The following is a 17296-nucleotide window of genomic DNA, read 5'->3' on the forward strand; positions in this document are numbered from 1 at the left end:
ATGAGCGACTCAATGCGCGACCGGCACCTTCTCCATGCCGCGCCGCAGCCCGGTATGGAAGAACAGGAAGTTCATCAGCGCCGCCGTGATCGCGCCCATCGCCACGCCGTTGCCGACCAGGATGCGGATGTTGGCCGGCACGCTGGCATAGATGCCCGGCACCAGGATCGGCAGCAGCCCGACCGCCACCGCCACCGCGACGATGTACATGTTGGCGTGGTCGCGCAGGTCCACCTTGCGCAGCATGTCGATGCCCATGGTGCCGACGATGCAGAACACGATCAGCCCGGTGCCGCCGACCACGGCCTCCGGAATCGCGGCGATCAGCGACGACACCGGCGCCAGCAGCCCGAACACCACCAGGATGCCGCCCGATACCGCGGTGACGAAGCGCGAGCGCACGCCGGTCGCCCGCACGATGCCGATGTTCTCGCCGCTGGTGATGATCAGCGAGGTGCCGAACAGCCCGCCGAGCAGCGACGTCAAGGCGTCGCCGCGAATCGTGCGCGGCACGTCGCGCTGCTCGTCGATCGGCTTGCCGACCGCATCGCCGATCGCGATGGTCTGGCCGGTCGCCTCCACCATCGACACGATCGAGAACACCATCAGCGGAATCGCCGCGATCAGGTCGAACTTCGGCATGCCGAACGGCAACGCGGACGGCAGCGCCAGCACCGGCCACAGCGACAGATGCTCGCTGTGGAAGGCGCCGATGCCCACCGCCACCAGCGCCCCGCCCAGCAGCCCGAGCAGGATGGCCAGCTGCCCCAGCATGCCGGTCAGCACGCGCGAGAACAGCACGGTGAAGGCGATCGTCGCGAACGCCAGCAGCAGGTTCATCGGCGCGCCGAAGCCCGGCGTACCGGGCTGCCCGGCGATCAGCTTGCCCGAGACCTGCGCCAGATTGATCGCCACCAGCAGCAGCATGGTGCCGACCACCGCCGCGGGGAAATAGCGCAGGCAGCGCCGAAACACCGGCAGCACGAGGAAATAGAAGACGCCGGTCAGGATCACCGCGCCGGCCGCCGTCTGCACATCGGTCTGCTGCGCGATCAGGATGAACAGCACGATCGGCGCGCCGCCGGGCAGCATGATGAACGGCAGCCGGGCGCCGATGCCCTTGGGCCCGAACGATTGCAGCAAGGTGCCCAGGCCGCAGATCACGAAGGTCGCGCTGAGCAGCTGCATCGCCAGCGCGGCCGGAAAATTGAGCGCCTTGCTCATCAGGAACACGGACGCAATCGGCGATGCGGCCATTACCAGCACATGCTGCATGCCGAAGGCGAACAGCCGCCGCCATGGCAATACCTCGTCGACGGCCGCGGGAGCGGGTTGGGTCATGGGGATCTCCTCCTTGGATGGCAGCGGCGTGTGTTGGCGAGTGGCGCGATCGGTGAGCCGCGCCGCTGCCTTCATGCCTCTATGCGTCTATGCGCCCGTCTGTGCGTATTTCGCCGCTGAATGATAAAAAACCGCGTAACCAAAACGTTTTGGTTAGTCTATGCGAAGGCCCGCGGCCATGCAAGCGGGCGTTCGAAACCAGCGGTATCGGCTGTGTTGCCCTGCGCTGCGGGCCGGCGAAGGTCGTGACGGGAATGCGCGACAGAATCAGGCCGGCGAAGGTCCGGCCGCGCTCGCATTCAGTCCCAGCGTGGCATTCAGTCCCAGCGTGGACTTGAGCATCTCGTAGACCTGCCGCGTGGCCGGATTGATCACGTCCGGACGCATCCACAGGTAGTACGCGACATCGGGCAGGCGGGGCATGCCGTCGTTCTCGCCGAGCACGCGCATATCGGGCCCGAGCAGCTCGATGCTGCGCGCGGTCACGCCCAGGCCGGCCCGGATCGCGGCCTTGATGCCGATCAGGTTCGGCGCCAGATAGCCCGGCCGCCACGGCACCTGCGCCAGTTCCAGCGCCTCCAGCGCCAGCCGGCGGAACAGGCTGGGCTCGTCGGCCAGGATCAGCGGCACCGGCCGCGAGATGTCGTGCACGTAGTCGGCCGCGCAGATCCATACGGTCGGCGAGGTCCGCAGCACCACGCCTTCCAGCGCCGGATCGCTGCGCGTCGACAGCGTCAGGTCGATCTCGCCCCGGCGCAGCGATTCCATCAGGAAGGGGCTGCGCCCGATTCCGTGACCGATTTCAATCCCGCTTCCAAGCCCGATTCCATTCCAGCTTCCGCGACCCATGCCGTCACCGCTCGCGCCACTGATCGCGCCACCGATCGCGCGGCCGATTACGTCGATGCCCGGACCTTGAAGGCCTGGCTGCACGACGGCGCCGAGATCGCCCTGCTGGATGTGCGCGAGCACGGCCAGTACGGCGAATCGCATCTGTTCCTCGCCGTGCCGCTGCCCTACAGCCGCCTCGAGCTCGAGATCGGCCGCCTGGTGCCGCGCCGCGATGTGCGCGTGGTGGTCTACGACCATGACGAGAGCGTCGCCGTGCCGGCCGCCGCCGCGCTGCGCGCCGCGGGCTACACCAACGTGCACGTGCTGCGCGGCGGCACCGCGGCCTGGGCCGCGGCAGGCTATGCGCTGTTTGCCGGCGTCAACGTGCCATCGAAGACCTTCGGCGAGCTGGTCGAGCACAAGCTGCATACGCCCCGCATCGGCGCCGAGCAGCTGCATGCGATGCAGGCCCGCGGCGACAAGCTGGTGGTGCTCGACGGCCGGCCGCTGTCCGAATACCGCAAGATGAATATCCCCGGCGCGATCTGCTGCCCGAACGGCGAGCTGGCCTACCGGCTGCGCGACCTGGTGCCCGACCACGACACGCCGATCGTGATCAATTGCGCGGGACGCACGCGCAGCATCATCGGCGCGCAGACGCTGATCAACCTGGGCATCCCCAATCCGGTCTACGCGCTGGAGAACGGCACGCAGGGCTGGTATCTGGCCGATTACCAGCTCGAGCACGGCAACGACCGGCACTATCCCGAGAAGACGGACACCAGCACGCTCGAACCGATGCGCGCGGCGGCGGCGCGGCTGGCCGAGCGCCACGGCGTGGCCACCGTCGACGCCGCGACCGTGCAGGGCTGGGCCCGCGACGCCACGCGCACGCTGTTCCTGTGCGACGTGCGCACGCCGGAGGAATTCGCGCGCGGCACGCTGCCCGGCGCGCAACACACGCCCGGCGGCCAGCTGATCCAGGCCACCGATCAATACGTCGGCGTGCGCGGCGCGCGGCTGGTGCTGTTCGATGACGACGGCGTGCGTGCGCCGGTGGTGGCGAGCTGGCTGCGGCAGCTGGGGCACGACGCCCATGTGCTGGCGGACGGCTTGCGCAGCGGCCTGGCGTTGACCGGGCTGGCGGCCCCCGCCGCGCTGCCCGCGCTGCCGACCCTCGATGCGGCGCGCCTGGCTCGCGCGGTCGACAGCGGCGAGGTCGTCGCGATCGATCTGCGCGCCAGCATGGATTACCGCAAGGCGCATGTTCCTGGTGCGCGCTGGTCGATCCGCCCGCGCCTGGCGCAGGCGGTGGTCGGCGAGACCCGCCCGCTGGTGCTGATCGCCGATCAGCCGCAGATCGCCGCGGCCGCCGCGCTGTCGCTGCCCGCGCAGCAACGCGGCCTGGCGCGCGTGCTCGACGGCGGCATGTCCGCCTGGACCGCCGCCGGCCTGCCGCTGTCGGCCTCGCCGAACGAGCCCGCCGACCGCGACTGCATCGACTACCTGTTCTTCGTGCACGACCGCCACGACGGCAACAAGGCCGCCGCGCGCCAGTACCTGGCGTGGGAAACCAACCTGATCTCCCAGCTCGATGACGCCGAGCTGGGCAGCTACCGCCTGCCGTAGTACCACCACGCCTGGAGGAGTCCCCATGAAAAGAACCATATCCCTGTCGATGCTCGGCCTGCTGGCCGCGGCGCACCTGACCGCGGTCCCCCTCGCCACCGCCAGCGCGCAGCCGCTGACGCCGGTCGGCGGCTATCCGAGCCAGCCGATCCGCTTCGTCTCGCCCTTCCCCGCCGGCGGCGGCAACGATGCGATCACGCGCATCGTCACCAACAAGCTGGCCGCCATCACGGGCCAGCCCGCGGTGGTCGACAACCGCGGCGGCGCGGGCGGCAATATCGGCGCGAAGCTGGTGGCCGAGACCAAGCCGGACGGCTATACGCTGCTGACCTCGCAGGTGTCGCTGATGGCGGTCAATCCGACGCTGTACTCGTCGGCGGGCTTCGATCCGATCAAGAGCTTCACGCCCATCACGCAGTTGAACGCCGCGCCGCTGGCCATCGTCGTCGCCGCCGATTCGCCGCTGAAGACCTTCGCCGACCTGGTCACGCAGGCCAGGGCCGAGCCGGGCAAGCTGACCTACGCGACGCCGGGCAACGGCACGCTGTCGCATCTGGTCGGCGTGGTGCTCGACAAGGACCACAAGATCGCGCTGACGCACGTGCCGTACAAGGGTGCGGGTCCGGCCATCACCGATCTGCTCGGCGGCCAGGTGGCGACGCTGATCACCTCGACGTCGTCGGTGGCGGGCTTGGTGCAGAGCGGCAAGATGCGCGTGCTGGCGGTGACCAGCCCCAAGCGCCTGGGCGTGTTCGCCAAGGTGCCGACGCTCGACGAGCTCGGCTACAAGAACACCAGCTTCGAGGACTGGTACGGGATCTTCGCGCCGGCCGGCACCTCGCCGGAGCGCGTCGCCTACCTGCGCGCCTCGATCGTGCGGGTGCTGCAGTCGCCCGAGGTCGTCAAGCTGATCCACGACGGCGGCAGCGAGGTCGTCGCCAGCACGCCCGAGGCCTTTGCCGCGCAGCTCAACAGCGATATCGCGAAGTGGTCGCGCATCGTCAAGCTGTCGGGCGCGAAGATCGACTGATTGCCGATGCCGCTTTGACGCCATGCCCGATCCCATCCAACATTCGCCGCTGACCACGCTGATCCACGCCGGCAAGGCGCTCGACTATCCGGGCGGCCGCCCCGTCAATCCGCCGGTCGTGCGCAGCAGTACGGTGCTGTTCGACACGGTGGCGCAGCAGCGCGAGGCACGCGCACGGCGCGGCGAGGAACGCCTGTTCACCTACGGCGCGCGCGGCACGCCGACCAGCTTCGCGCTCGAGGACGCGGTCTGCGCGCTCGAAGGCGGCTACCGGACGCGGCTGTATCCGACCGGGCTCGCCGCGATCGGCATGACGCTGCTGGCCTATCTGCGCCCCGGCGACCATGTGTTGATGGCCGACTGCGTCTACGAGCCGGTGCGCCATCTGGCCGACACCTTCCTGCGCGATCACGGCATCCGCGTCGATTTCTACGCCGCCGACGGCAGCGACCTCGAGGCCCGCATCGAGCCCGCCACGCGCATGTTGTACGCCGAATGCCCGGGCTCGCTGGTCTACGAGATGTGCGACCTGCGCCGGCTGTCGGCGCTGGCGCGGCGGTACGGGCTGCTGCTGGTGGCCGACAACACGTGGGGCTCCGGCCTGCAATACCGGCCGCTGGCGCTCGGCGCCGATGTCTCAATCATGGCCGCGACCAAATACCTGTCCGGGCATTCCGACGTGATGATGGGTACGGTGACGACCACCGAGGACGCCTGGCAACCGCTGTCCACGCTGGCCGACAGCTTCGGCATCGCGGTGAGCCCCGACGATGCCTATCTGGTGCTGCGCGGCATCCGCAGCTTGGCGCCGCGGCTGGCGATGCACGAGGCCAACGCGCTGGCGGTGGCCGACTGGCTGACGCAGCGCCCCGAGGTCGCCACGGTGTTCTGCCCCGCGCTGCCCGCCGATCCGGGCCACGCGCTGTGGCAGCGCGATTGCACCGGCACCAACGGCCTGCTGTCGTTCGAACTGCGCAGTCACGACCTTGCCGCCGCGGAACGCTTCATCGACGCCCTGACGCTGTTCGGCATCGGCGCTTCCTGGGGCGGCTACGAAAGCCTGGCGACGCTGTCGGACGTCAAGCGCGCCCGCAGCGTCGGCGACTGGTCGGGCCGCGGGCCGATCGTCCGGCTGCATGTCGGGCTCGAGGATCCGCGCGATCTGATCGCGGATCTCGAGCAGGGGCTGGCGGCGATGGGCCGATGAACTGCAGGACGGCCGCGTAGCCGCCCGCCGTCGCTCGCTCTTGGTCGCTCTTGGTCGCTCTTGGTCGCCCGCAATCGCGCTCAATCCCCCTTGTACCCCGAGGTCCGGACGATGGGCGTCCAATGTTCGCTCAGGCGCTTCCTGCGTTCGACCACCTGTGCCGGCGTCGAGCCTGGCTGCGGCTCGTATCCGATCGCACGAATGCGTGCCTGCACGTCGGGCTGGGCGAGCACGGCCCGCATGGCCGTGTTCCAGCGCGCGATCTGCGCGGGCGGCGTACCGGCCGGCGCGTACAGCGCATAACCGGAACTGGCCAGCAGCGACGGGTAACCCTGTTCGCCAAAGGTCGGCACATCGGGAAGCTGGCTGCTGCGCTGCTTGCCCGATACGGCCAGCACGCGCACCTTGCCGGCGCGGTGCTGCTCGACGAAGACGCCGAGCCCGTCGATCGCCGAGCCGATCTGGTTGCCCACCAGATTGGTGACCATGGCGGGCCCGCCCTGGAACGGCACGATCGACATGTCGACACGGGTCTGGCGGGTGAAATCGAAGGCGAGGAAGTGCAACACCGATCCGAGTCCCGATACGCCCAGCGTGGCGGCGGCGGGATTCGCGTGGGCCGCCTTGACGTAGTCTGCCAGCGTCCGGTAAGGCGAACTTCCGCTGACCGCGATGCCATAGTCGAGCGCAGCCACCTCGGTGATCGGCGCGAAGTCCTTGTCGGGGTCGTACCGCAGATTGCGGTAGACCAGCGGTGCGATGACCATCGTGTCGAACAGCGTCATCAGCACCGTATTGCCATCGGGCGCCGCCTGCTTCAACGTTTCGGCGGCTACCCGGGTGCTGGCGCCGGGGCGGTTTTCCACGATCACCGGCTGCTTCAGCTGGTCCTTCAGCCGGTCGACCAGCACGCGCGCCATCGCGTCGGCCGCGCCACCGGCGGGAAACGGAACGATAAAGCGGGCCGGCGCCTCGGCACGGGCCTGTCCCGGCGAACCCAAACCCAGGATGCAGCCCGCGGCCAGCGCGGAAATGGTGCCAATGGCGCGACGGCGCCCCGCTCGTGTTGCATTGCTCGACATGCCTGGTCTCCCCTGTCGTGTCTCGTGTGCTCGTGTGTCGTGTGTCGTGTTCTCGCGTGCTGGTGTGCTCGTGCCCTGCGGCGACGCCAGGTCATCATGGTCAAGCCCGGCGGGAATGTCGAATCACGGTTATGAATGCGCCATCACGAATCCGAAATGGCGGGACGGCGAGGCGGTGCCGCATGATGGCGAGGCGTATTTCCGCCGACTCATCGTTCCGACCCATGTCCCTGTCATCGCCCTGCACCATCTCGACCACCGCTGTTCCGCCTCGGCCGCAATCCGCGCCCAGCCGCCCGGCCGCTTCGGCCAGGATCGCCGTCGTCGGCGCCGGCATCGTCGGGCTGTGCATCGCGCTGTCGTTGCGGCGCCTGGGCCGCGATGTGGTCCTCTACGACGCCTTGCCTCCCGGCGGCGGCGCGTCGTTCGGCAATGCGGGCCTGATCAGCGTGGACAGCTGCATTCCGATCGCGCTGCCCGGCATGGTATGGCAGCTGCCGAAGTGGCTGCTCGACCGGCATGGGCCGCTGGCGATCCATCCGCCGCGGCTGCTGGCCGCCGCGCCATGGTTGCGCGCATGGGTGCGTGCCAGCCGTCCGCAGCAGGTCGAGCGCGCCGCGCGCGCACTGCGCGCATTGCATGCGCCCGCGCTGGACGGCTACCGCGAACTGCTGGGCGACGCCGCGGCCAGCGCGGTGATCCAGGCTCGAGGGCACTTGCACCTGTGGTCGGCCCAGCGCCCGCCATCGCGCGCCGATCGGCTCGTCGCGCGCTTGCGGCAGGAACAGGACGTCGCCACGGAGCCGTTGACGCCGGCCCAGCTGAAGGCCCTGATGCCGGACCTGGCCGATCACGTCCGAGGCGGCATCCGCTTTCCGCGGCATGCGCACGCGATCGATCCGCAGCGGCTGACGCAGGCGCTGGCAAGCCAGTTCGAGCGCGAAGGCGGCAAGATCCGCCTGCGCCGCGTGCAGCGGCTGCAGCCTTGCCACGACGGCGGCTTCCGCTTGTGGACCCATCAGGGAGACGACCGTGCCGACCGTGTGGTGGTGGCGGCCGGCGCCTTCTCCGGGGAATTGCTCGATCCGCTGGGCGTGCGCCTGCCGCTGGAGGCCGAACGGGGCTATCACGTGCAATTGCCGAACCCCGGCGTGGCAGTGCCGGTGCCCTTCATCTACAAGGATCAGGCGGTCGCCGTCACGCCGATGGAAGGCGGCCTGCGCTTCGCCGGCACCGTCGAGATCGCCGGGCTGCGCCATCCGCCGGACGAGCGCCGCACCGAGGCGATCCTGGCCGCCGCGCGCCGCTTGTTCCCGGGCATCGATACGCGGGGCGCGAGCGTCTGGCTTGGCCTGCGCCCTTCCACGCCGGACAGCGTGCCCATCATCGACGAGCTGCCGGCGCATCCGGGCCTGTATCTCGCCTGCGGCCACGGCCACACCGGCTTGACGGGCGCGCCGATGACCGGCCGGCTGATGGCCGCGCGCGTGGCCGGCGTGCCGTGCGCGCTCGACCCGTCGCCCTACCGGCTCTCGCGCTTTTCCTGAGTTCCCATCCGCAGCAGGATGTCGCGGGCCAGTTCGATCAGCGCGCGCGGCTGCAGCTCCTGCGTCCGCGATTTCAGCCAGTAGGCGCGGTACGACAGCCGGCGCGACGACGACAGCGGCAGCACGCTCAGGCGGGATGCCCCGAACAGCTGCGCCGGCAGGCCATCGAACAGCATGAAGCCCAGGCCCTCGGCCACCATGCCGCACGCCGAGATGGCCGCGGGACATTCGGCAACCGGTACCGGCATGGCGCCGCAGGGTTCGAACAGCCGCTCCACCACGTCCTCGATGCCCTCGATCCGGGACAGCGAGATCATCGGCTCATCGAGCAACTGGCTCGGCTCCACCACCGCCTGGCGCGCGAGACGATGGCCAGGCGGCAGGTAGCAGAGCATCGGCAGCTCGGCCAGCAGTTCGCTGTCGACGCCCGGAATATCCGGCACCTCCAGCGCGAAGCCGATGTCCGCCTTGCGCGAGCCGATCAAGGCGGCCACATGGTGCGCGACGCGGGAATGCACGGAGAAAAAGATATCGGGATACTGCCGCGCATAGGTGGCGGCGAGCCGAGGCAGCACGGTCGCGCCAAAGGCCGGCGTGCACGCGATCGAAATCCGCTGGCGCTGGTCTTGCTCGATGCGCTGGCAGAAGGCGTTGATGGCATCGAGACCGATGAAGGACTTCTCGATTTCCTCGAACAGCATGTCCGCACCGGGCGTCGGCACCAGCCGCCCGCCGCGGCGATCGAACAGCAGGAAGCCAAGGCGCTCCTCGGCGTCGCGCAACACGTTGCTGATCGCGGGCTGCGTCACATGCAGGCGGGTGGCCGCGCCCGTCACCGAACCGGTCAGGATGATCGCGTGGACCGTTTCGATATGGCGGAAACTGAGTTTTCTTCGCATGACGGTACCGGGAATGGCCGGTGGCCTGCTGCCTTCGGCCGGGTGGAGGCACATCGCAGAACGGCGCGGAGAGCTGCGATCGGGCTGTCACTCGCGCTCCTCGGCGTTTAATCGAAGCTGTTTACCGATTAAATTTAGCCCACTTTCACAAAAATTATTTAAACATCACATTTCAGCGGTGCCGCGAGGGCGTTCGCCAGGACAGTTTTCGCCGGCCAATGGCGCCCGTCACGCGGTCCCCAGGACCGCGTTTTTCGGGCCGGCTCGGCAAAGCAGGTAAACTACCGCCCGTTCGCCGTACCGGGGACGACCCGGAACACGCCTTCACCGTCCGCCCTGCACGAGCCGGAACGACGCGCGAGGTGGGCGCCGGCGAACCCAGCCACAAGGCCCTCGGGCCCACTCCCGCGGCGCCGGACCGTCCGGCATCGCACAGGCTTGCCCGGCTCCACTGCCGGCATTCGCCGCCAGCAAGGCAACGTCGCCCATCTCGACCTTCGCCCGGGACACGCGCCACCGCGCACGTCCCGATGACGACCCGCGTGCCCGCGCGGGACTGGTACCGCAGGCCATCGGCCTGACGGGTCCGCCGGCGCCGTGCGCGTCGGACGGGTCCGACCTCGGAGGACAATCCATGAAGAAGACAGCCAGCCCCTGGCTGCTGGCGGCCGGGCTGTTGCCCGTCGCCGCCCTGCCCGGCACCGCGCATGCGGAGCCCGGCGTCACGCTGTACGGCATCGTCAGTTCGGCGGTGCGCTACACCTCGAACCTCGACGGCCATCGCAACGACCAGCTCGCGCTGGTTTCCGGCGGCATGGTCGGCAGCCGCTTCGGCATCAAGGGCGACGAAGACCTCGGCGGCGGCAATCACGCGATCTTCCAGCTCGAAGCGGGCGTCGGCAGCGACGACGGCCGCCTGGGCTACAACGCGCTGTTCGGCCGGCAGGCCTATGTCGGCCTGAAGGGCGACTGGGGCAGCCTGACCTTCGGGCGCCAGTACAACGCGCTGAACAATATCGGCTGGGCCTTCAATCCGCTCGACCAGGGCTGGGGCAACTTCTGGTCGGACCCGCTGTACCTGGGCGGCGACATCTTCATCCAGGACTACCGCATCAACAACAGCGTGGTGTACCAGCGCACGATGGGCCCGCTGACCGTGCAACTGGACTACGGCGCCGGCGAGCAGCCCGGCAGCATGGTCCGCGGCACCACGCTGGGCGGCGGCGCGCTGTACCAGCAGGGAGCGGTCGCGTTCGGCGTCGCCTACGACCAGCGCAAGAACGACGATGGCAGCGGCACGGTGCGCAACTACACGGTCGGCGGCTCGTATGCGTTCGGCAAGGCCAAGGCCTTCGTCGGCCATATGGGCCGGCGGGAATCGGCCAGCGATGCGCGCTACGCCATTGCCTTCGCGGGGCTCGGCTATCAGCTGACGCCGGCGCTGCATCTGTCGGGCGCCTACTACCGCTACTGGCAGAACGGCAACGTGGCCACGCAGTTCCAGGACGTGCCGGTGCCGCTGGGCAGCGGCAATGCCGACAGTGTCGCGGTGGTGGCCGACTACGCGCTGTCCAGGCGCACCCACGTCTATGTCGAGGCCGATGCCGCGCGAGCGCGCGGTGGCGCGGTCGGGCGCGAGACCGAGTACTGGGCCGGCACGCCCGCGCTCGATGTCGACAGCACCACGCGCGTCGGCGTGATGGTCGGCATGCGTCATCACTTCTGAGCGTTGCGCTGGCCGCGGAACAGCAGCCAGCGCTCGATGCCCTCGAAGATGCCCTGCGCCAGCAGCGCGAGCAGCGCCGAGGGAATCGCTCCGGCCAGCAGCAGCGTGTCGTCGTTGAGCGCAAGGCCCGTGGCGATGCGCTCGCCATAGCCGCCGGCGCCGACGAAGGCCGCCACGGTCGCCGTGCCGACGCTGATCACGACCGCGGTCTTGATGCCCGCCAGAATCACCGGCAGCGCCAGCGGCAGTTCCACATGGCGCAGGCGCTGGCGCGCGGTCAGCCCCAGCGCGCGGCCCGCGTCCGACAGCCCGGCCGGCACCTGCTGCAGCCCCGTGCAGGTATTGCGCACGATCGGCAGCAAGGCGTAGAGAAACAGCGCGACCATCGCGGGCCACAGCCCGATGCGGCCGAGCAGCGGAATCAGCCCCGCCAGCAGCGCGAGCGACGGCACCGTCTGCAGCATGCCGGCGATGGCCAGCACCACCTGCCCCAGCCGCCGGCGGCGCGCGGCAACCACGCCCAGCGGCACACCGACCACCACCGCGGCTCCGACCGCGCCGGCCACCAGCGCCAGATGCTGGCGGGTCAGCCGCCAGGTGTCCGGCCCCAGCAAGGCGCCGAGCAGCCCTGCCCGCTTGTCCGCCGCCGTGCCATCGCCCTGCAGAAAACCCCGCGCCACCGAGGCGAAGCTGGCGCCGTCGAGTTCGGCCTGCGCGTTCATCGCGATCATCCGCTCGCCGTCGATGCGGCCTTCCAGCCCGGCGATCGCACGCCATGCGGCGGGATGGCGCCGCGGCACATCAAGGCGGTACAGCACGATGGCGTCGTAGCGCGGAAACACACGACGGTCGTCGTCGAGCACGCGCAGGCGATAGGCGCGGATCTTGGCGTCGGTGGAATAGATGTCGATCGCATCGACCTGTCCGGCCGCCAACGCTTCGTAGGCGATGCCGTGGTCCAGCCCGACCGGCTGCTGCGGCAGGCCGTAGCGACTGGCCAGCATGGGCCAGCCGTCGGCGCGGCCCAGGAATTCGTGCGACAGGCCGAGCCGCAGTGCCGGTGCCTGGGCCAGGTCGGACAGCGTGCGCAGGCTGGCGGGCGCGGCGGCGGCCTGGTCGCTTTTGCCGCCCATGCGACCGGAGCCGGCCTCACCGCCCGCCGCAGCGGCGTGGGCGCTCTTGTCGCCCGCGCCTCCCATGCCGCCCGTGGCGCCCTCGCCGCGCACCGCGATCGCATAGGTGTTCTGGAAGCCGAACGGCACCGCCGCGCCCAGCCCCAGCGGCGCGAGGGCCGCGTTGATCTGCGCCAGCGTCGCGGTGGCCGGCAGCTTCAGCAGCTCGGCCGCGACGGTGCCGGTGTAGTCAGGGTACAGGTCGATGCTGCCGGCGCGCAGCGCGGCGAACACGATCGCGGTATTGCCGAGCCCGGCCAGATGGCGGGCGGGACCGGCGGTCGCCGCGGTCTGGGTCAGGATTTCGCCGAGGACATAGGACTCGGTGAAGCGCTTCGAGCCGATCTTGAGCGGGGCATTGGCGGCGGGAGCGGCGGGAACGGCGGACGAATCGCCCTGCGCCCAGCCGGCGGGCGGCATGTCGCAGAACAGGGCCAACACGACCAGCAGGCCCGACAGCGGCCGCCACAGCGGCTTCAAAAGTGGTCCCCGCAGCGGCCGCAAGAGCGATCCTCGCGGCGGCTTCAACAGCCGCCCCAACAGCGGTCTCCGCAGCGTGCCGGAAGCCCGGCCGCATGATTGCCTCATCCCGTCTCTCCAGGCACACGACCGGCCCATGATAGCGACCCGCCGTCGGGACGCACCCGCCGGCCAGCCCGGCATCGGCGCCGGGCGGCAGAAGCGTATGCCGAAATAGTATTTGCATTCGGTATCATAAGCGCGCAAGAATGCGATATACGCATAGTTCGCCGCGTGCCTTGAGTCAGGGCCATGCGTGCCGCGTCAGCCAGATTGCCGCCCGGAACCATGGAAATCCGCCAGCTCGAAGCCTTCGCCGCAGTGATGTCGACCGGCAGCGTGACCGCCGCCGGGCGCCTGCTGGGCCGCTCGCAGCCGGCGATCACGCGCTCGATCCAGGAGCTGGAGAGCGAACTGGGCTTCGCGCTGTTCGCTCGCAGCGGCCCGCGCGTCAGCCCGACCGAGCGCGGCTTCCTGCTGTACGAGGAAGTCGAGCCGGTGCTGCTGGGCATGCAGCAGATCCGCGCCAGCGCCGCGGTAATCGGCCGCGAGGGCAGCCGTTCGCTCAATGTAGTGGCGACCCCGGCGCTGGCCGCGGGCCTGGTGCCCGCCGCGCTTGCCGCCGATCCGGCGCTGCCCGCGCAGATCCATCTGCACAGCGCCTCGCCCGAGAAGGTCGTCCACGCGGTGCTGACGGGTGCCGCCGAAGTCGGCGTCACCAGCCTGCCGCTCGAGCATCGCGGCGTGGCGGTGCACTGGATCGGCGAGGTGCAATGCGTGGCGGCATTGGCCGCCGACGATCCGCTCGCGGCGGCCGATACCGTGCCGCTGGCCGCCTGCGCCGAACGCGCGCTGGTGACGATGCAGAACCCCTACCGCCTGCGCCAGCTGGTGGACCGGGCGCTGCAGGACGCCGGCATTGCGGTGCCGCGCCGGATCGATACCAATACCTCGCTGAACGCGCTGGCCCTGGTGCGCGCCGGCCTCGGGCTTGCCGTGCTCGAGCCCGTCACGGCGTATGGCATGCCGGTCGACGGCGTGGCCGTGCGGCCGATCGACGTGCCGATCCCCTTCCATTTCTGCGTGATTACGCCGCAGGGACGGCCGCCGACGCCGGCGGTGCAGAGCCTGACCGAACAACTGGCGCTGGCCGCGGCGCGGCTGCTGCCGGGCTTCGTCCGGCGCGACGCCCGCGAGGGCGACGGCCTGGTGGCGCAGTACGAAACGGGAAGCAACCCCGGCCGCGACGCGGGCAGCAACGACAGCGGCGGCTCCGGTGACCGCACTGCCGACGCCACCGCGCGCGAGTCCGCCCGCACCGGCGCGCGTAGACACCAGCAGCCAACCCAGCCGGCCCCATCCGCCCACGCAGCCGAACCCACCCGATCTGCCCAGGCGGCCCAGGCAGACCAGTTGGCCCAGCGCGCTCCATCCCGACAGAACGATTGATGTCCGCCTGAGATGTCCCAGATGTCCACCACCGAATCCACCCTCTCCCCCGCTCCCAGCGGCCTGCCCGCGCTGGAAGCCCGCCTGCGCCAGGACCTCGCCTGGCTCGACCTGCCCGCCAAGCCCTGGGTACCGCCGCGCCAGTTCGACGGCGCGCCGGTGCTCGACGTCGCCATCATCGGCGGCGGCATGGCCGGCCTCGCGGCCAGCGCGACGCTGAAGCATCTGGGCATCCAGGCCCGCATCTTCGACCGCGCGCCGGCCGGTTTCGAAGGGCCGTGGGCGACCACCGCGCGCATGGAGACCCTGCGTTCGCCCAAGCAGCTGACCGGCCCGGCGCTGGGCCTGCCGGCCCTGACCTTCCGCGCCTGGTACGAGGCACAGTTCGGCACGGCGGCCTGGGACGCGCTCGACAAGATTCCGCGCCTGCAATGGATGGACTATCTGCGCTGGTACCGGCAGGTGCTCGATCTGGACGTCGCCAACGAGCACACCGTCGATACCGTGGTGCCGCGCGCCGACGGCCTGGTCGAGCTGCGCATGACGACGCCCGCCGGTCCGCTGCGCGTGATGGCGCGGCGCGTGGTGCTGGCCACCGGCCGCGATGGCCTGGGCGGCGCACTGCTGCCGGCCTTCGCGCAGGACCTGCCGCGCCATCTGTGGGCGCACTCGTCCGATCCGATGGATTACCGCGTGCTGCGCGGCAAGCGCGTCGGGGTGGTCGGCGCCGGCGCATCGGCGATGGACAGCGCCGCCACCGCGCTGGAGGCCGGCGCGGCCAGCGTCGACCTGCTGATCCGCCGCGCCGAGATTCCGCGCATCAACAAGAGCAAGGGCTCGGGCAATCCCGGCCTGACGCACGGCCACTACGGGCTGCCCGACCAGTGGAAATGGCGGCTGCGCCATTACATCAACAGCGAACAGGTGCCGCCGCCGCGCGGCAGCACGCTGCGCGTTTCGCGCCATGACAACGCGCGCTTCCATGTCGGCTGCCCGATCGAGCGAATTGAGGTCCACAGCGACGTCCGCAGCGACGTCAGCGGCGACACGCTGCACGTGCACACCGCCAAGGGCCTGTTCGAGCTCGACTTCCTGCTGCTGTCGACGGGGTTCCGCGTGGATTTCGGTGCGCGCCCCGAGTTCTCCGTCATCGCGCCGCAGATACGCCTGTGGCGCGACCGCTTCCAGCCGCCCGCCGGCCAGGACGATCAGGAGCTGAGCGATTCGCCCGACCTCGGCCCGGTGTTCGAATTCCAGGAGAAGACACCCGGTGCCTGCCCCGGCCTGTCGCGCGTGCATTGCTTCTGCTATCCGGCCGCGCTGTCGCACGGCACGATCTCCGGCGATATCCCGGCGATCAGCGACGGCGCGCGCCGGCTGGGCCAGGGCATCGCCGCGCTGCTGTACCAGGAAGACGTCGAGACGCATTTCGCCGCGCTGCAGGCCTATGCCGAACCGGAGCTGTATGGCGACGAATGGACGCCGGCGCCGCCGCCTTCGCAGCCCGGCCGATGAATGGGCCGATGAATGGGCCACTGAAAGGCCCGATGCATGGACCGATGAATCGGCCAATGAGCCTGTGCGTGCCGCCCTGCTCCGCTGATCGCCCATCTGATCGCGCATCTGATCGCGCATCTGATCGCTCATCTGACCAGTTACCTGACCGCTGACTTTTCCACCCCGACACCATGACTGCTTCGTCCACCCAAGCCAACGCCACCGCCGAACTCGACCTGATCGACCGCCTCGCCGGTCTTGCCGCCGGCAGCGCCACGCATGTACTGCGCCATCAGCGCGACAAGGTCGCCGTCGCCACCGAAGGCAGCTATCGCACGATGTTCGATCCGGCCCTGCCCGGCCTGACGCTGACCGAACGCCTCGCGGTCGCGCTGTACGCGTCGCGGCTGACGCCGTCGGCCGAACTGGCCGCGCATTATCTCGATCGCCTGCAGGCGGCCGGCGCCGATGCGGAGACCGTGGCGGCGGTCGATGGCACCCGCCTCGAGGCCGTCGCCGATGCGCGGCTGCGCGCGATGCTGACGTTCACGCGCAAGCTGATCGAAAAGCCCGTCGAAGGCGACCGCGCCGCGCTGCTGAGCCTGCCGGCGGCCGGCCTGTCGACGCCCGAAGTCGTGACACTGGCGCAGCTGATCGCCTTCCTGTCGTACCAGGCGCGGCTGGTGGCGGGCCTGCGCGCATTGAGCGGCGCGGCCCAGGGCGAGGCGCTGCCGAGCGATGTGGCGCCGCCCGCGGCGGCCACCACCAGGCCCGGCGACACGATTCGCATCAACGGCTTCACCAACGAAGTGCTGGACTGGAAGGCGTGGCTCGACGTGGTGCCGGTCGATCGCGCGACGCCGGAGCAGATCGCGGTGCTGGAGGAAAGCCACCCGGAGGCCAAGGTGTCGGACTACTACCTGTTCCTGGTGCACCAGCCGGAAATCCTGCGCCAGCGTTCGGCGGCCTTCAACGCGATCATGTACGCGCCCGGCGGCATGGCGCGCGCCGAGCGGGAACTGGCTAGCACCGTGGTGTCGTGCATCAATGGCTGCGTTTACTGCGCGTCGGTGCATGCGCAACGCTTCGAACAACTGGCCAAGCGCAACGACGCGATCGCGCAGGTCTTCGACAATCCGCGCACGGCGGGCACCACTGCACGCGAACAGGCCATCGCACGCTTCTCGGTGGCGCTGACCGAGCACCCGGACCGCATTGGCGCCGCCTCGCTGGCAGCGCTGCGCGAGGCGGGACTGAACGACGCCGAGATCCTCGACGGCATTCACGCCATCGCGATCTTCGCGTGGGCGAACCGGTTGATGCTCAATCTGGGCGAGCCGGTGGTGGCACAGGCGTAAGCGCGGATT

11 protein-coding genes and 2 pseudogenes are annotated in these 17296 nt (G+C 70.0%); 8 read left to right on the top strand and 5 right to left on the bottom strand.

Annotated features, from left to right (window positions below; translation table 11 throughout):
- Positions 1-9: 9 nt before the first annotated feature.
- Positions 10-1341 (bottom strand): uracil-xanthine permease family protein, encoded by a 1332-nt coding sequence (locus tag K7G19_RS06025; RefSeq protein WP_226106422.1) that lies wholly within the window; start codon positions 1339-1341, stop codon positions 10-12.
- Positions 1342-1608: 267 nt separating this feature from the next.
- Positions 1609-2130, bottom strand: a pseudogene (locus tag K7G19_RS06030) (LysR substrate-binding domain-containing protein); the annotation flags it as partial.
- A gap of 126 nt (positions 2131-2256) precedes the next feature.
- Between K7G19_RS06030 and K7G19_RS06035 the strand changes: the two are divergent.
- Genes K7G19_RS06035 through metC form a run of 3 tightly spaced genes read left to right on the top strand, consistent with a single transcriptional unit; the run spans position 2257 to position 6038 of the window.
- On the top strand, positions 2257-3801 hold the full coding sequence (locus tag K7G19_RS06035) for a rhodanese-like domain-containing protein (protein ID WP_226106423.1): 1545 nt from the start codon (positions 2257-2259) through the stop codon (positions 3799-3801).
- Between the two features lie 49 nt (positions 3802-3850).
- Positions 3851-4831 (top strand): Bug family tripartite tricarboxylate transporter substrate binding protein, encoded by a 981-nt coding sequence (locus K7G19_RS06040; RefSeq protein ID WP_370639518.1) that lies wholly within the window; start codon positions 3851-3853, stop codon positions 4829-4831.
- Between the two features lie 22 nt (positions 4832-4853).
- Positions 4854-6038: a cystathionine beta-lyase gene (gene metC / locus K7G19_RS06045; RefSeq protein ID WP_226106425.1), complete on the top strand. Its 1185-nt coding sequence runs from the start codon at positions 4854-4856 to the stop codon at positions 6036-6038.
- An 80-nt stretch (positions 6039-6118) separates the two neighbouring features.
- Here metC and K7G19_RS06050 read toward each other — a convergent pair whose 3' ends face one another.
- Positions 6119-7120 carry a tripartite tricarboxylate transporter substrate-binding protein gene (locus K7G19_RS06050; RefSeq protein WP_187829234.1) on the bottom strand — a complete coding sequence of 334 codons (1002 nt, stop codon included), beginning with the start codon at positions 7118-7120 and terminating at the stop codon, positions 6119-6121.
- Positions 7121-7344: 224 nt separating this feature from the next.
- On the opposite strand from K7G19_RS06050, the gene K7G19_RS06055 reads away from it, so the two are divergent.
- A complete protein-coding gene (locus K7G19_RS06055; protein ID WP_187829235.1) occupies positions 7345-8667 on the top strand; it encodes an FAD-binding oxidoreductase in 1323 nt (440 codons plus the stop codon).
- Here K7G19_RS06055 and K7G19_RS06060 read toward each other — a convergent pair.
- The gene (locus K7G19_RS06060) at positions 8643-9566 is read right to left on the bottom strand and encodes a LysR substrate-binding domain-containing protein (protein WP_190286336.1); all 924 of its coding nucleotides are present in this window, start codon (positions 9564-9566) and stop codon (positions 8643-8645) included. The two genes, K7G19_RS06055 and K7G19_RS06060, sit on opposite strands and share 25 nt — an antisense overlap.
- Before the next feature lie 634 nt (positions 9567-10200).
- Here K7G19_RS06060 and K7G19_RS06065 point away from each other — a divergent pair.
- Positions 10201-11292, top strand: a complete 1092-nt coding sequence (locus K7G19_RS06065) for a porin (RefSeq protein ID WP_149318768.1) — start codon at positions 10201-10203, stop codon at positions 11290-11292.
- Here K7G19_RS06065 and K7G19_RS06070 read toward each other — a convergent pair.
- Positions 11283-12884, bottom strand: a complete 1602-nt coding sequence (locus tag K7G19_RS06070; RefSeq protein WP_226107033.1) for a glycine betaine ABC transporter substrate-binding protein — start codon at positions 12882-12884, stop codon at positions 11283-11285. The genes K7G19_RS06065 and K7G19_RS06070 overlap by 10 nt on opposite strands.
- Before the next feature lie 387 nt (positions 12885-13271).
- Between K7G19_RS06070 and K7G19_RS06075 the strand changes: the two are divergent.
- The 3 genes and pseudogenes from K7G19_RS06075 to K7G19_RS06085 all read left to right on the top strand — a co-directional run.
- A pseudogene (locus tag K7G19_RS06075) lies at positions 13272-14153 on the top strand (LysR family transcriptional regulator); the annotation flags it as partial.
- Positions 14154-14453: 300 nt separating this feature from the next.
- Positions 14454-15947 carry a SidA/IucD/PvdA family monooxygenase gene (locus tag K7G19_RS06080; protein ID WP_226106427.1) on the top strand — a complete coding sequence of 498 codons (1494 nt, stop codon included), beginning with the start codon at positions 14454-14456 and terminating at the stop codon, positions 15945-15947.
- 173 nt (positions 15948-16120) lie between these two features.
- The gene (locus tag K7G19_RS06085; protein ID WP_226106429.1) at positions 16121-17287 is read left to right on the top strand and encodes a peroxidase-related enzyme; all 1167 of its coding nucleotides are present in this window, start codon (positions 16121-16123) and stop codon (positions 17285-17287) included.
- Positions 17288-17296: the final 9 nt, after the last annotated feature.

Origin of the sequence: Cupriavidus sp. DB3 (assembly GCF_020418465.1) — a bacterium.
GTDB lineage: Bacteria > Pseudomonadota > Gammaproteobacteria > Burkholderiales > Burkholderiaceae > Cupriavidus > Cupriavidus cauae.

Excerpts from the sequence above, each read along its gene's own strand:
- K7G19_RS06080 (WP_226106427.1), top strand. The coding sequence starts at position 14,454 with ATGTCCACCACCGAATCCACCCTCTCCCCCGCTCCCAGCGGCCTGCCC.
- K7G19_RS06060 (WP_190286336.1), bottom strand. The coding sequence starts at position 9,566 with ATGCGAAGAAAACTCAGTTTCCGCCATATCGAAACGGTCCACGCGATC.
- K7G19_RS06070 (WP_226107033.1), bottom strand. The coding sequence starts at position 12,884 with ATGCCGCCCGCCGGCTGGGCGCAGGGCGATTCGTCCGCCGTTCCCGCC.
- K7G19_RS06065 (WP_149318768.1), top strand. The coding sequence starts at position 10,201 with ATGAAGAAGACAGCCAGCCCCTGGCTGCTGGCGGCCGGGCTGTTGCCC.
- K7G19_RS06040 (WP_370639518.1), top strand. The coding sequence starts at position 3,851 with ATGCTCGGCCTGCTGGCCGCGGCGCACCTGACCGCGGTCCCCCTCGCC.
- K7G19_RS06055 (WP_187829235.1), top strand. The coding sequence starts at position 7,345 with ATGTCCCTGTCATCGCCCTGCACCATCTCGACCACCGCTGTTCCGCCT.
- K7G19_RS06085 (WP_226106429.1), top strand. The coding sequence starts at position 16,121 with ATGACTGCTTCGTCCACCCAAGCCAACGCCACCGCCGAACTCGACCTG.
- metC (WP_226106425.1), top strand. The coding sequence starts at position 4,854 with ATGCCCGATCCCATCCAACATTCGCCGCTGACCACGCTGATCCACGCC.
- K7G19_RS06025 (WP_226106422.1), bottom strand. The coding sequence starts at position 1,341 with ATGACCCAACCCGCTCCCGCGGCCGTCGACGAGGTATTGCCATGGCGG.
- K7G19_RS06050 (WP_187829234.1), bottom strand. The coding sequence starts at position 7,120 with ATGTCGAGCAATGCAACACGAGCGGGGCGCCGTCGCGCCATTGGCACC.